11 protein-coding genes are annotated in these 14,628 nt (G+C 68.6%); 5 read left to right on the forward strand and 6 right to left on the reverse strand.

The features are described 5' to 3' along the window. The 3 genes from VMS22_08795 to VMS22_08805 form a co-directional block, all read right to left on the reverse strand. The coding region (locus VMS22_08795) for a hypothetical protein (GenBank protein HXJ34125.1) at nucleotides 1-592 on the reverse strand (592 nt) is incomplete at its 3' end. Continuing rightward, nucleotides 589-942, reverse strand: coding sequence for a hypothetical protein (locus tag VMS22_08800; protein HXJ34126.1), 354 nt, complete (start codon nucleotides 940-942; stop codon nucleotides 589-591). The genes VMS22_08795 and VMS22_08800, both read right to left, overlap by 4 nt. Before the next feature lie 372 nt (nucleotides 943-1,314). Further along, nucleotides 1,315-1,971 (reverse strand): potassium channel family protein, encoded by a 657-nt coding sequence (locus VMS22_08805; GenBank protein HXJ34127.1) that lies wholly within the window; start codon nucleotides 1,969-1,971, stop codon nucleotides 1,315-1,317. Between the two features lie 619 nt (nucleotides 1,972-2,590). Between VMS22_08805 and VMS22_08810 the strand changes: the two genes are divergently transcribed. The 3 genes from VMS22_08810 (at nucleotide 2,591) to VMS22_08820 (ending at nucleotide 9,742) form a co-directional block, all read left to right on the forward strand. Next, nucleotides 2,591-6,022 carry a hypothetical protein gene (locus tag VMS22_08810; protein ID HXJ34128.1) on the forward strand — a complete coding sequence of 1,144 codons (3,432 nt, stop codon included), beginning with the start codon at nucleotides 2,591-2,593 and terminating at the stop codon, nucleotides 6,020-6,022. A 134-nt stretch (nucleotides 6,023-6,156) separates the two neighbouring features. After that, nucleotides 6,157-7,695, forward strand: coding sequence for a right-handed parallel beta-helix repeat-containing protein (locus VMS22_08815; protein HXJ34129.1), 1,539 nt, complete (start codon nucleotides 6,157-6,159; stop codon nucleotides 7,693-7,695). A gap of 148 nt (nucleotides 7,696-7,843) precedes the next feature. Continuing rightward, entirely contained in the window at nucleotides 7,844-9,742 is a 1,899-nt protein-coding gene (locus VMS22_08820; protein HXJ34130.1) for a right-handed parallel beta-helix repeat-containing protein, read from the forward strand. Between the two features lie 49 nt (nucleotides 9,743-9,791). Here VMS22_08820 and VMS22_08825 read toward each other — a convergent pair whose 3' ends face one another. Further along, complete coding sequence (locus VMS22_08825) at nucleotides 9,792-11,486, reverse strand: sialidase family protein (GenBank protein ID HXJ34131.1); 1,695 nt, start codon at nucleotides 11,484-11,486, stop codon at nucleotides 9,792-9,794. A 203-nt stretch (nucleotides 11,487-11,689) separates the two neighbouring features. After that, complete coding sequence (locus VMS22_08830; protein ID HXJ34132.1) at nucleotides 11,690-12,259, reverse strand: hypothetical protein; 570 nt, start codon at nucleotides 12,257-12,259, stop codon at nucleotides 11,690-11,692. A 25-nt stretch (nucleotides 12,260-12,284) separates the two neighbouring features. On the opposite strand from VMS22_08830, the gene VMS22_08835 reads away from it, so the two are divergent. Beyond that, on the forward strand, nucleotides 12,285-12,584 hold the full coding sequence (locus tag VMS22_08835) for a hypothetical protein (GenBank protein HXJ34133.1): 300 nt from the start codon (nucleotides 12,285-12,287) through the stop codon (nucleotides 12,582-12,584). Between the two features lie 611 nt (nucleotides 12,585-13,195). Here VMS22_08835 and VMS22_08840 read toward each other — a convergent pair. Continuing rightward, on the reverse strand, nucleotides 13,196-13,909 hold the full coding sequence (locus VMS22_08840) for a hypothetical protein (protein ID HXJ34134.1): 714 nt from the start codon (nucleotides 13,907-13,909) through the stop codon (nucleotides 13,196-13,198). 79 nt (nucleotides 13,910-13,988) lie between these two features. On the opposite strand from VMS22_08840, the gene VMS22_08845 reads away from it, so the two are divergent. Beyond that, the gene (locus VMS22_08845; GenBank protein ID HXJ34135.1) at nucleotides 13,989-14,363 is read left to right on the forward strand and encodes a hypothetical protein; all 375 of its coding nucleotides are present in this window, start codon (nucleotides 13,989-13,991) and stop codon (nucleotides 14,361-14,363) included. The last annotated feature ends 265 nt before the right edge of the window (nucleotides 14,364-14,628 follow it).

Raw genomic sequence — 14,628 nt, forward strand, 5'->3', positions numbered from 1 at the left:
CGTTCGGGGCCGGGACGCACTCGCCCACCGTCGTCGAGCAGCGCAGGCCATCCGCGCTCTTCCAGTTCGAGCGATCGGGATGGTCGGAGAGCGGGCCGCGACAGGCGGCGACGGGATCGGCGACGCCCGCTTTGCAGGGAATCGTGCCGCCGCGCCCGACGATCGCCACCAGATGCTCGCCGTCGCCGTAGGCCGACACCGGCACCTGGCCATACCCCATGGCGAGCGACTCGCCGTTTCGCGTCAACATGAGCCGCTGGAGCGTGTTCGGATCGCCCGGGATCGTGTCCATCGTGAGCGGCGGGACGCCGTCGGGTCGCACGAGCGGAATCGAGCCCTGCGAGTCGTCGTTGTGCTGCTGCGGGAAGCACACGGTGTCGAACACCTCGTCGGTGTCGCCGAACAGGATGCGCAGCTCGCCGCCGTGCGCGACGGTCCAGCCGAGGTCCGTGCCGAAGAAGGCGAGGGTCGGCTGGGGCTTTACCGAGCCCGGGCCGGCCAGCACGCCGACGATCTGTGGCGGCGCCGCGGTCTGCGCGAACGCGGCCGCTGAAACGAGCAGCAGTGTGGCGGCGGGGAGCTTCCCGGTCATCGTCGTCGTCCTCGCGGTGGGCGCAGGCCGGCGACGATGAGATCGACGGCGCTGCGCACCAGTTCGTCGTGGTCGGCGCGCGAGCTGCGGTGCGCGCCGACGAAGAGCTCCCGCGTGAGGCCGAAGTGCAGGAGCCAGATCACGTCTGCGGTGTGCGCGACGTCCAGGTCCCGGCGCAGCTCGCCCGAGCGGACGCCACGCGCGAGCAGCGGCTCGAGGCCGGCGCGGTAGCCGCGCGAGAACTCGAGCTGCCCCTGCAGGCCCCCGGGGATGAGGCTGCCCGGATCCTCCGCGATGATGCGACGCAGAAGCGGGTTCGCGCGCACGTAGTCGAGGGAGAGGCGGACCAACTCCCCGATCGACGCCGCGACGGACGTCCGATCGCACGGAGCTCCCGAACCGCCCGCGTCCACGCGTCGACGAGTCGCTCCCACACGGCCGCGAGGAGCGCTTCCTTCGAGACGTAGTGATCGTAGACGAGGCCCTTGGAGACGCCGGCCGCGGCGGCGATCTCGTCGACGGCGGTCTTCGCGAACCCGTGCGCGGCGAACTGCTTCTCGGCGGCGTCGAGAATGCGGGCGAGTCGGCGCTGCCTCCCGGCGGCGCGCTCCCCGGCCACCGCGGGGCGGCGCGGGGGTGCTCGCCGCGCGCGAGCCGGACGGCCAGCAGCCATGCGCCGAATCTGACTGAGTGGGCGCAAGCGGTCAATTTGGATTGCGACGCTATTCCGCGCGACCCGGCGCGACGTACTGGGCCACGAGCGTCGCCACGAGCACGGCCACGTAGAGCTGCCCCACGACGCCTTCGAGACTGGCCAGGGCACGCGCCAGTCGCTCGATGGGGAGGACATCGCCGTAGCCGGTGGTCGTGAGCGTGATCAGGCTCAGATACATGAGGTCGTCGAGCGCGACGCTCGTGTCGGGCGCGACGGCTCGGAACGACCCGGGAAACGCCAGCTCGACCGCGGCGTAGGTGAAGGCCCACAGCACCGCGAGGAGAAGATACCCGCACATGGCTCCCACGAGGTGATTGATCGTGACCCGGCTGCGCGTGAGGACCTCCCGGAGACAGATCGTGGTGCTCAGGAGACAGAACGCCCACGCCATGGAGATCCACGCCGCCGTGGCGATCGCGCCCGGATGCAGGAGCGTCCATGCGGAGGTGGCGCACACCGCTGCGACGAGACCGGTGCCCAGACGAAGCCACAGACCCGACGACGCGAGCGTTCCGGTCGCCACCAGAACGAGAACGCAGAATCCGAGCGGACCCAGCATCGGGACGCGCCCCGCGATCTGCTCCGCCAGCGGCACGCCGACGAGTAGGACGAGCAGCCCAGCGAACAGAAAGACGAAGTTCGCTTCCCGGATCCCCACCCGCATCGCCGTCTGCCCCTGTGTATCGTTCGTCGGCCGGGTCGGACAACCAACGCGGCTCGGGCTGCGGTGCGCGGCCCTTCATCGGGCCGGCTGTCGATCGTCAGCGCCCGCGGAGGCGGCGGTAGAGCTGCGCGAGCCTCGTTCCCAACGTCGGGAGGCACGATTGCGCGTGGACGCGCTGGGCTTCGGGATCGCGACGGATGAGGAGATTGCAGGACGCGCACACGACGTGGCGTGCGGCCTGTTCTCCGAACAGGTCGTCGGAGTCGTACCTGTCGTCGAACCTTCTCGGCTGCACCGCAGGGTGTGGCATGACGTCTCTTGGTGGAAGGCGCTTCGCAAGACGCATGCCGTCCGACGCGCAGGCGCCCGGCGCGGTCGATATGAACGCGTTCGCCCCACGGGACGGGGCCTAGGTCCGCCCGTTCAGATCCCGCTGCGCCGCCAGCGCGAATCGACCCTCGTCCGCTGGTGCCGCCGTTCGCGTCAGGACGCGCTCACAAGTGACGCAGTTGGCACATACGGCCTTGGCAGGCGCAAAGGGTTGTCCTTGCGCTAGGCGCCCAGATTCCAAGGTTTCCCTTGTCCCACCGACGCACCCTGTGTCATCGTCCGACCTTCGATGAGGGCGGCCTGGTCCAGGAGCCTCGCGGTCGCGGCCGTGCTGCTGCTTCCGGTCGCCGGCCGTTCGCAGAACTGCGCGCAGACGTCGATCGGACGCGTGCCGCTGACGGATCTCGGCACGGGCCTCTACCTGGGGCAGTTCCAGGGCGGTCTGTACCCCGGTGGATCGAATGCGATGCCGCCGGCGCACCTGGCCGCCGGGCTCGCCGCGGCGGCGCAGATCGTGCCCCGTAATCTGGCGGGCGTGCCCGACGCGCAGAACGGCAAGATCGTCCTTCTGGCGGTCGGCATGTCGAACGCGGCCGGCGAGTTCTGCATCCCGGTGGGCACCACGGACTGTTGGCCGGAGTCCTTCATGGGACAGGCGGCACTGGACCCCGCGGTGAACCACGCCACGCTCGTGATGATAAACGGCGCGCGACCGCAGCAGGACGCCAAGACGTGGGTCGATCCGCGCGGGGCGAACTACGACGCTGTCGCCGCTCTCCTCGCGGCACAGGGCCTCGCCGAGGCTCAGGTCCAGGCGGTGTGGCTGAAGGAAGCCGACATCAATCCACCCGTGACGCTGCCGAACGAGAACGCCGACGCTCGCGTGCTCGAGGGTCGGCTCGGGAGCGTCGCGCGCGCCCTCAAGACGCGCTACCCGAACCTCCGTCAGATCTTCTTCTCGACCCGCATATATGCGGGCTACACGGTCACGCCGCTCAGCCCCGAGCCATCCGCGTACGAGGGCGGGTTCGGCGTGAAGTGGCTGATCGAATCGCAGATCGACCAGATGGCGACACCGCTCAACCCCATCGATCCGGTCGCCGGCGACGTCGACGATACCACCGTCGCGCCCTGGCTCGGGTGGGGCCCCTACCTCTGGGCCGACGGCACGACGCCGCGTTCGGACGGTCTCACGTGGGACTGCAGCGAGTTCCTGGTGAACGAGGGCGCGCACCTCCAGCAGTTCGCCATCCGCAAGGTCGGCGCGATGCTGCTCGACTTCCTGAAGACGTCCCCCGTGACCCAGACCTGGTTTCCCGCCGTCCCTGCGAGCGACCCGCAGGCGCCCACGGTGACGATCGCCGCGCCCGTCGACGGGACGGTCGCGCAGCCCGGCGACGCCGTCACCTTCACCGCGAGCGCGACCGATGCCGAGGACGGAGACCTGAACGCGAGCCTCGTCTGGACCTCGAGCATCGACGGACCCATCGGAACCGGAAGCAGCTTCACGACGTCGACGTTGTCGCTGGGGACGCACTGGATCACGGCGTCGGTCGTCGACGGCTCCGGGCGCACCGGCTTGCAGACGATCCACGTGAGCGTGCCGGCGGCGACCGCCGCCTTCCGCTCGATCGGAACGGAGGACGGCTACGTGGCCGAGTCGCCGCCCGGCAGCGGCCTGGGGGGATACGTCTATCCAACCTTCACGACGCTCCACGTCGGCGACCAGGTGAACGGCGGCCAGGTGAAGATGGTGCTCTCGTTCGACACGTCATCGCTTCCCGACGACGCGATGATCCTCGGTGCAAGGCTTCGACTGAGGCGCGTGGGCTACTACGGCTCGAGCGGCTTCGACTCGTTGGGGCGCCTGCTCGTCGACGTGCAGACGGGCAGCTTCGGCGGCAATGCCGCCCTGCAGACGAGCGACTTCCAGGCGGCGGCGACGGCGCCCGCGGTGGGATCGTTGAACGACCCGGTGACCAACGGCGATCTCTGGTCGATCGGATCGCTCGACGCCGCGGGTCTCGCGGCGATCAACAAGACCGGACGGACGCAAGTCCGGATCGGCTTCGAGCTTCCCGGCAACGCGAATGGAGTCGCCGACCGAACCCTGTACGCCTCGGGGGATGATCCGACTGCGACCCAGCAACCCGAGCTCGACGTGACGTATCTCTCGTCGTCGCCCGTGACGACGAGCACGACGACGACAACCACCGTGGTGCCCACGACGACCAGCACGAGCTCGACGACGGTCGCGAGCACCAGCAGCACGACCGCCACCTCGATGCCGACGACCACCAGCACTTCGACCATGCCCATCAGCACGACGACCACCACCACCTCGTCGTCCACCACCACGACGACGCTCGCCGGCTCCACGGTGACGATCGCGCTCCGGTCGATCGGGGCCGAGGACGGCAGCCTGGGCGAATCGGCGCCCGGGAGCGGCGTCGGCGGCAGCGTCAACGCGACCAGCACGACCATGCAGGTCGGCGATCAGGCGAACAACGCGCAGTCCAGGGTGATCGCGTCGTTCGACACCTCCACGATCCCCGCCGGCGCGTCGATCGTGTCGGCGACACTCCGCCTGAACCGCGTCGGCCTCTCCGGCGCGAACCCGTTCGGGACGCTGGGCCGGCTGCTGGCCGACGTCCAGACCGGCGGCTTCGGCGGCAGCGCCGCGCTGCAGCCGAGCGACTTCCAGGCGGCGGCGACCGCATCGGCGTCGGTGTCGCTGAGCAACCCCGCCGCGAACGGCGCCTGGTCGACGGGGACGCTCGACGCCGCGGGCCTGGCGGCGATCAATCGAACCGGGCGCACCCAGGTACGCCTTGCGTTCGAGGTGCACGACAACGCGAATGCTTTCTCCGATCGCATTCAGTTCGCCACGGGAGAGAACGCGGACGCGAGCCTGTGGCCCGAGCTCGACGTCACGTACTCCGTCCCCGCGACGACCACGAGCACCGTACCGACGACGAGCACGACGACGGAGGCAAGCAGCACGACGACGATCTCGACGTCGTCGAGCAGCACCACGGGCCCAACCAACACGTCCGTCCCGGAGACGACGAGCACGTCGACGACGGTGCCGGCCTCGACGACGACCACCTCCACCTCCTCGTCGACCACCACGACGACCATCGGCGGCACGCCGGTGACGCTCGTGCTGCGGTCGATCGGCACCGAGGACGGTGTCGTGGGTGAGTCCACACCGGGCAGCGGCGTAGGGGGCAGCACGATCGCGACGGGTACGACCATGCAGGTCGGCGATCAGGCGAACAACGCGCAGTCCAGGGTGATCGCGTCCTTCGACACGTCCACGATCCCCGCCGGCGCGACGATCGTCGCCGCGACGCTGCGCCTGAATCGGGTGGGGATCGCGGGCACGAATCCGTTCGGGACCCTCGGGCGCCTGCTCGCCGACGTGCAGACGGGCGGCTTCGGCGGCAACGCCGCGCTCCAGGCGGGCGACTTCCAGGCGGCGGCGACCGCGCCGGCGTCGGCCTCGCTGAGCAACCCTGCGACGAACGGCGCCTGGTCGGCCGGGACGCTCGACGCGGCGGGCCTCGCGGCGATCAACCGAACCGGGCGAACCCAGGTGCGGCTCGCGTTCGAGGTGCACGACAACGCGAACGGGATCTCCGATCGCATCCAGTTCGCGACGGGCGAGCACACCGATGCGAGCCTGTGGCCCGAGTTGGACGTGACGTACTCGCAGTGAGCGCTCGCCGCGAGGGGCGCTCGGGTCCCCCGGATGTCCGCGAGTTGGAACAGCTCGTCGGCTGGGCAGAAGAGGACTGGACGGCAGCGAGGCGGGCCTTGTATGCCCCTTGCATGCCGGGGGAAGGACTCACGATGTTTCGGTTCGGCCGGCTCGCGGTGATCGCCGTCCTCTCTGCCGCCCTTCTTCCCGCCGGCGGGTCCGCTGCAACGTACTACGTCGATTGCAGTCGCGGCACGAACGGCAACGGCTCCGCGACGAACCCGTGGAACTCGTTGGCCACCGTCTCGAGTCGACCCTTCGCACCGGGGGACACGGTTCTGTTCGAGCGGGGCACGACGTGCAATGGGGCCCTTCTCTTCCGGCGCGCCGGCACGGCGGCCAGCCGCATCACGATCGGCGCCAACGGCACCGGTCCCGCGCCGATCATCAACGGCGCGGGAAACCCCGCTGCCGTCAGGCTCACGAACCCGTCCTACGTGACCGTGCAGGATCTCGAGATCGCGAACAGCGCCCGCTACGGCCTGTTCGCCACCTCGTCCACGACCGCGACGGTGAACGGCCTCCAGATCCGGAATCTCGTCGTCCACCACGTCACCGGTTCTGCGATGGATGGGAAGGCGACGGGCCTCGTCCTCGTGATGCCCGGCGTCTCGGGTTCGCGGTTCAACGACGTGCTGATCGAGGGGGTCACGGCATACGACACCAGCCTGTGGGCGGGGATCCTCGTGCACGGCGAGTACCTCACCGGCGACCGGCAGTGGGCGCGTCACGCCCAGGAGCTCGCCCGTCGCAGCACGAACATCATGATCCTCGGCTGCACGGTGCACGACACGCAAGGCGACGGCATCGCCACCTACATGGCGAGCCACGTCGTCATGGCGGGCAACGTCGTCTACCGCTCCGGAATGCAGCCGATCCAGACCATCGCAACGCCGAATGCGATCTGGAGCTGGGCGAGCAACGACGTGCTCGTCCACGGCAACGAGGCCTACGACAATCATTCGCCCGGCGCCGACGGCGGTGCCTTCGACATCGATTACTACAGCGCCGACACGACCGTGCAGTACAACTACGCGCACGACAATCAGGCGTACTGCATCGCGGTCTTCGGGGCCGAGCGCACGAGCACCGTCAATTCGATCGTCCGCTACAACGTGTGCGCCAACAACGGGCGCATGGGGACCGGCGACGGCGCGGAGGAGATCTACTTCGCGACCTGGAACTCGGGACGGATCGACGGCGCGCAGGTGTACAACAACACCGTGTATCCGACGGCGCGCGGCGCCGTCGGAACGCCCTCGTGGGCGCCGAGGCCCTCGTTCGGCACGCTGCCGCTCCTGTTCGAGAACAACCTGGTGGTGTCGACGGTGGCGAACGTCCTCGGCTCGGGCATGACGAACGTCCCGTTCCAGCGCGACTACAACCTGTATCGGTACACGGCGGGAGCCGTCGCCGGCGACGAGCCGCACTCCCTCTATGGCCTCGATCCCCTGGTGGACGGCCTCGGCTACCACGACGTCGGCCGGCCCGTGACCGAATGGACGCTGCTCCCGGGCTCGCCCGCCATCGATCGCGGCACGGTCATCACGGGCGCGCCGGCGACCGACTTCTACGGCAACGACGTCCCGCGCGGGCTCGCGCCGGACATCGGAGCCCACGAGGCGCAGTGAGCCCGCGCCGGGCGAGCTGCGGTCCGCGTCACCTGGAATTCTCTTGACCCGTCGGGTCCCACCCGTACACTTCACCGTCGAGTCGATCATCGCCCAGATCGAGACATGGTGTGGCGGCCCTTGCGGCCCGATGATCCGGAGACCTTCCATGCGCCTCATCGTGCCGACTTCGTTCCTGCTCCTTGCCGCCGCAGGGATGCTTCCATCGCTCGCCTCCGCCGTCGACCCCGGATCGGAGCTCATCACCTGCGATCGCGCGGACCAGCGGGTGGACATCACCGTCAGCTCGCACCTGGATCCGTCGTGCACGTGGACGCGCGGGGTGGAGATCCTGGCTTCCGACGTGACGCTCGACTGTCAGGGTGCGCACATCGCGGCGCCGGATCGTCGCTACGGCGTCTACATCCACGCCCCGACCGACACGCCGCTCGCCAACATCACCGTCCGCAACTGCCACATCGAGGGCTTCCTCAACAACGTCCACATCGAACGCGAGGGGTTCCGCCAGCTCGCCGAGGGCGTCGAGTACGAGAACGGGTTCTCGAACATCACGATCGAGGACAGCACCATCCTCAACTCGCGTGGCGTCGGCGTGTTCGTGAACGGCTACGTCGAGGGTGTCACGCTGCGGAACCTGCACGTCGAGGGATCCGGCAGCACGGGCATCTACCTCGAGGCCGGCTCGAAGAACAACGTCGTCGAGGACAGCACGATCACGCGCAACGGCTTCGGCGAGAACAGTCCGGCCGGCGACCCGTTCACGATCGGCGGCGCCACCGTGTGGTTCTGGGGCACCGGTCGCGAGGGCCTCGCGATCGACGGGTCGCGCTTCAACGTCGTGCGCAACAACCGCTTCGAGAGCAACACCGCCGGCGGCATCTTCCTCTACAAGAACTGCGGCGAGTTCGTGACCCAGCGGCCGGAGCGCTGGTTCCAGCGTCGCTACGGCGCCGACGGCAACGTCATCGAGAACAACACCTTCGTCGACGAGGACAACGGCGTCTGGATCGGCTCGCGCATGGGCGAGAACACGGCACCGATGGAATGCAGCGATCCGCAGTATCTCCCCGGCTACGCGCTCGACTACGCGGACGACAACGTCGTGCATGCGAACGTCTTCCAGAACGTCACGTTCGGCGTCCGCGTCGAGGACGATCACACCGCGGTGACCGACAACCAGTTCACGAGCTCCGACGCCATCGACGAGGCGATCGTCGTCGGCACGCACCATCGCACCACGGCCCTGTCGCGGCCCGTCGACGGCACGATCGTCAGCGGCAACAGCGCCGACATCGCCGGAAGCAGGAACCCGTATCGCTGGATCTGGGGTCACACCAACACGACGTTCAGCGACAACCGGAGCCAGGGACGCCCGATCGGGCTCTGCGAGGGGGTGCAGCCGCCCACGGGTCCGTTCGTGATGACGGTCGACTTCGCGCTGCTGCCGGATCCGCAGAACCCGCCGATGGAGATCCACGAGCTGCCGCTCCCGGGCGTGCTGGCACCGTGCCCGACCACGTGCGGGACGCCCGGCGCGACGTCGAGGGCGAGCCTTCTCCTGAGCAAGCTCGACACGCCGCCCGGCGACGATACGATGACGTTCAGAACGGAGGTCGTCGTTCCGCACCCGTTCACGCCCGCGCTCGACCCGGTCGTCGGCGGAGCGGCGCTGGTGATCGAGGACGCCACCGGCGCTCGCGTGCTCGACGTCACCGTACCCGGCGGCGCGTACGATCGAGTGGCGCAGGTGGGCTGGCAGGCGGCCGGGAGCGGCACGAGCTGGCGGTACGTCGACAAGAGCGCGACGGCGCCCGGCGGCATCACCGCGCTGTCGGTGAAGGACCTGTCGAAGAAGCAGCCCGGTCTCGTGCGCGTGAAGGTGACCGGGAAGCGCGGCGCCTATCCCGTCGACACGGCCAGCCTTCCGCTCGCGGCCACGCTCGTTCTCGATCCGCCGACGGCGGAGACGGGTCAGTGCGCCGTCGCGACGTTCATCGCGCCGAGCCAGAGCTGCGCGCCGCGGGGCAGGGGCGTGAAGTGCAGATGAGCGGGTTTGCCGGCCGCGAGTCGTAGTATATTGAGCGGGAGCGGCGGGCTCACGACGTCGGGCACGCGGCGACGGGCGTCGGCAACTCCGCGCCGGTGACGCGCACTGCACCGAACGTCGACCCCTCGAGCCGGATTTGATCCGAGGGGCTCGTCCCGAACACCTGCCCATAGCCGCCGACGGTCCCGCAGAAGCCGTCGCCCGAGGTCGTGACGCCGCTCAGCACGAGCTGCTGGACGGTCAGATACGGGTCGTCGAGGAGCGGGTAGGCCTCCACCGGCACGATCTGCGTGCCGAAATCGGCAGCGAACCGGCCGTCGGCGGAGATCGCGACGCCCATGACGATCCACGGCGCTCCCACCGGCGCCTTGCTCATGCCGTCGAGGGGTTGGAGGGCGAGATCGAGCGTCGCGCCGTGCACCTGCACGTCGGCCTGGAAGGACAGGGTCTGCGCCGGCCAGATCACGGGAGCGAGCGTCAGGAGATGGGTGCCGGTGACGTCGAACCCCGTCGTGCCGGTGGGCAGCGGCGGCGGTTCGCAGGCGCGCTTCGGAGCCGGATGCACGCAGTCGGCTGGCGCGCGTTTGAAGTTCACGTCGGCGAGCCAGACGTCGCTCGGCGAGGAAATGCCCTCGAACCACGGTAGCTCCTGATCGACCTTGCTGCTGTACCAGGCGAGCAGGGACCGATTCCGATCGAGGGGTACGAGCGAGGTGTAGGCCGTGTCCCCCGAGCTCTCGAGCTCCTGGATCTCGCAGACCTCGATCGGGGCGGCGGGATCGGTGAGGTCGCCGCGGAGCTCGTAGATGGCCGTGCGCTTGAACGTGCAGGGCAGATGCTTGCGGGCGAACACGAAGCTGCGCTCGTGGCCCCGGGTGCCGCGGACGATCCAGGTGGGGCCGTCCAGGCGCTGCTCGATCCGGCGCCCGCACTCCCACGTGTCGAACGGATCGTGCGACGTGCAGATCGCGGTCTGCCCGTCGGCCAGGATGTCCTGGTTGTCGAGACGCACCAGCGCCACCGCGGTGTCGTGGTTCTTGCCGAAGAACTGCAGCTCGGCCTCGCTCGGCACGTCGTTGTAGGACGCGATGATCACCGACCGCTTCTCCCACGTGATGCCGTCGTCGGAGGCGAACAGGCCGACGAGGGTGTCGAAGTCCGTGTAGCCAGTGGCGAACAGCGTCTGCCGTCGTTTGCCGTCCTGCTTGTAGAGGCGCTTCGTGTAGCGCCAGAAGCCCCAGAAGGTCTCGTTCCCGGACTTGTCGACGTCCGCGTACGTCTTCACGGGCGGCGTCCACGTGCGGCCGCCGTCGCTCGATTCCGCGCGCACGGTCCACGCCTCGCCCTGGAAGTCGCGGTAGTGGAAGCCCGGCAGGCGGCTGATGGCGTACAGAAAGAGCTTCCGTCCCATCTTCACGAACTTGGGATCGCGGATGTCCCGCTCACCGGGCAGGTTGCTCGCGTTCACCTCGCTGAGCGGCTTGAACGTCCGCCCGCGATCGCGCGACTCGAAGATCTTGAGCCGCGCGCGCGCCGATCCGATCTGACCCTCCTCGCCGCCCCGGAACATGAGCAGGATGCGGCCGCCGAGACGGATCATCTCGGTGTTCTCACTGTGTAGCCCGTCCGAGTAGATGATCCGCTGGTTGCTGGCGAAGGTGCCGGGAGCGGCGTGGGAAGGGCTTCCGCTTCCCGCCAAGGCGAGCGTCAGCCAGACGATCGACGACCAGGCTCTCGTGTGCATCGGTCCCCCTCCGATCAGCCGATCGTAGCCGGACGGACGGTCACGCGCAGCACGCCGAATGTGACATCGTCGTGACCGAGCAGCGGGACCCGGAGGCGCCGGCGGGATTCGACCCCACGTTGTCGGCGTGAAGCGCCACCCGAGGACGATCGCTGGGTGTGGCTTCTACGGCCCCTCTGCTCGAATGCCGGCGATCGTCACCGTCAGAAGCCCGCGCCGAGATAGTAGAGGCCGATCTTCCGCCCGATGCGCAGGCGGGCATCGTTCGTGAGATGGCCTGCCCAGTCGGTGAAGTCCGCGCAGCTGTCGACCTCGGGCGAGTAGCCGATCACGATGTCCGGCGCGTCCTGCGCCACGATGGCGATCGCCTGGTCGATCCGGGGGTGGATCGTCGAGGAATGGTTCGGATCGCTGAGAGTGCCGCAGATCATGTGGTTCGGGCCGCCGAGCATCGGCTGCAGGATGATCTGTCGGACGTCCGGGAGCATGACGCGGATCGTTGCGATCTCGGCGCGGATCTGCTGCACCCACCAGTCCACGGTCGGATTGCCGTTGGGGTTCGCGACCGTGAGTAGCACGCGGTCGACGATCGATTGATCGGTGCAGGGTGAGTAGATCGCATTGTACCAGCCGGCGAAGTTCGGATCCTGCCACTGGACGCCGGCACCAGCGTATCCGCGCAGCTCCCAGAGATCGTTGTTCACCACCGTCTCGAAGGTGCCACCGGAGCCGGCGAGCCACCATTGACCGGTCTGGCTGAAACCGAGACCCATAGTGCAGCGGAAGACGTAGAGCGTCGTGCTCGTCGTCGTGCCGTCGACGATGGTGGTTGCGGTAACGGTCGACGAGGTGACGACGACGGTGGTCGTAGAGACGGTCGTCGAGGTATCGACGGTGGTGGTCGTGGTCACCGTGGTCGAGGTGTCGACGGTGCTGGTCGTGGCCACGGTGGTCGAGGTGTCGACGGTGCTGGTCGTGGTCCCAGTCGTCGAGTCGGTGACGGTGGTGGTGCTGGTGCTGGTCACGGTCGTCGCCGGGCGCGACGTGGTCGTGGTCGTGGCGCGGTTCGCACCGGTGCATTGCATGGTCCCGTGCTGATTCGAGCAGATCCCGGAACAGCATTGGGCAGCGCTCGTGCATGGCGTCAGCACCGGCTGGCAGGTCTGTGCGGGCGCCGGCGTGCGCAGCCCGAGCAGGAGGGCGACGGCGAACAGCGTGCGGGTGATCAGTTGGCCACGACAGGGCCGGGCCCGGCGCACTTCACGACCGTGCTCCAGGCCGGCCGCGTGCTCTCTGCGACCCGTGTCTCGTGCCCGCATGATCGCCTCCGTGTCTACCGCTGCGGTGGCGTGTGTGCGCGAGCGTTCCACGTCTGGCCCGCGCTGTCTAGGCGATTCATTGCCAATCTTGGTGTCGGGTTGGGTGTGATCCCGACCAGAACCAGCCCTGCCCGGGCACCTCACAGGCGGGAGCGGAACGGTCTCAGATCCAAGATCGCCTGCTGCGACCGGTCCGAGTACCCCGATTCCGCCGACTAACCATGCGGAAATGCGACGACGGCGATCCCGTCTGCGGCCAGCCCGGGAATCGGGGCGGTCGCGAGCGCGATGCCCGCACGACGCCGGCCATCCTCACGAGCTGGCTCAGGCGAGAGACGCGGACTCCGGTTCGGGTCGTTTCGTTGGGTTCGGTGACGCCGAGGCTCGCGTTCAGAACCCCGCGCCGAGGTAGTAGAGTCCGATCTTCCGCCCGACGCGGATGCGGGCATCGTTCGTGAGATGGCCCGCCCAGTCGGTGAAGTCCGCACAGCTGTCGACCTCTGGCGAGTAGCCGACGACGAGATCCGGCGCGTCCTGCGCCACGATGGCGATCGCTTCATCGATCCGCGGGTGGATGATCGAGGGATGGTTCGGATTGCTGAGAGTGCCGCAGATCATGTGGTTCGGGCCGCCGACGAGCGGCTGCAGGATGATCTGTCGGACGTCCGGCAGCATGACGCGGATCGTTGCGACTTCGGCGCGGATCTGCTGCACCCACCAGTCCACGGCCGGGAAACCATTGGAGGTCGAGATCGTGAGCAGCACGCGGTCGATGATCGACTGATCGGTGCAGGGCGAGAGGATCGGGCTGGTCCACCCGACGAAGTTCGGATCCTGCCATTCGACGCCGGCACCCGCGGATTCGCGCATCTCCCAGAGATCGTTGTTCACCACCGTCTCGAAGGCGCCACCGGAGCCGGCGACCCACCATTGGCGCGTCTGGCTGAACCCGAGGCCCAGGGTGCAGCGGAAGACGTAGAGCGTCGTGCTCGTCGTCGCCCCGAAGACGGTTGTCGAGGTGGTGCTGGTTGTGCTGGTCACCGTCGTCGGTGGGAGCGACGTGCTCGTGGTGGTCGTGCCGCGGCTCGCACCGGCGCATTGCATGGTCCCGTGCTGATTCGAGCAGATTCCGGAGCAGCATTGGGCGGCGCTCGTGCATGGCGTCAGCACCGGCTGGCATGCCGTGGTCGTCGTCGTTCCGGCGACGATGGTCGTGGTGACGGTCGTCGAGGTGTCGACCGTGGTGGTGGTCGTAACGGTCGTCGAGTCGGCGACGGTGGTGGTTGTCGTGGTGGTCACGGTCGTCGAGGTATCGGAGGTGGAGGAGGTGGTGGTCGTGGTCGCGATCACGGTCGTCGAGGTGTCGGTGGTGGAGGAGGAGGTGGTGGTGGTCGCGATCGCGGTCGTCGAGGTGTCGGAGGTCGAGGTCGAAGAGGAGGTGGAGGAGCTCGAGGACGTGGACGTGGAGGAGGACGTGGTGACCGTCGTCGATGGGAGTGACGTCGTCGTTGTGGTCGTGGCGCGGTTCACGCCGGTGCATTGCATGGTCCCGTGCTGATTCGCGCAGACACCGGAGCAGCATTGGGCGCCGCTCGTGCACGGCGTCAGTGCCGGCTGGCAGGTCTGTGCGGGCGCCTGCGTGCGCAGCGCGAGGAGCAGGGCGGCGGCGAACAGCCTACGGGTGATCATTGGATCTTCCTCATCATGCTTCGATCGGAGAACACCGTTTCCCTACGGTGGTGCGCCTGTGCGCGAACGTCCCACGTCCGGCCAGGGCTTGTCTAGGCGCCTCGGTGCCAATCTTGGTGTCGGGTTGGGTGGGG

The sequence above is a fragment of the Candidatus Eisenbacteria bacterium genome (assembly GCA_035577985.1).
Classification (GTDB): Bacteria; Desulfobacterota; Binatia; order DP-6; family DP-6; genus DATJZY01.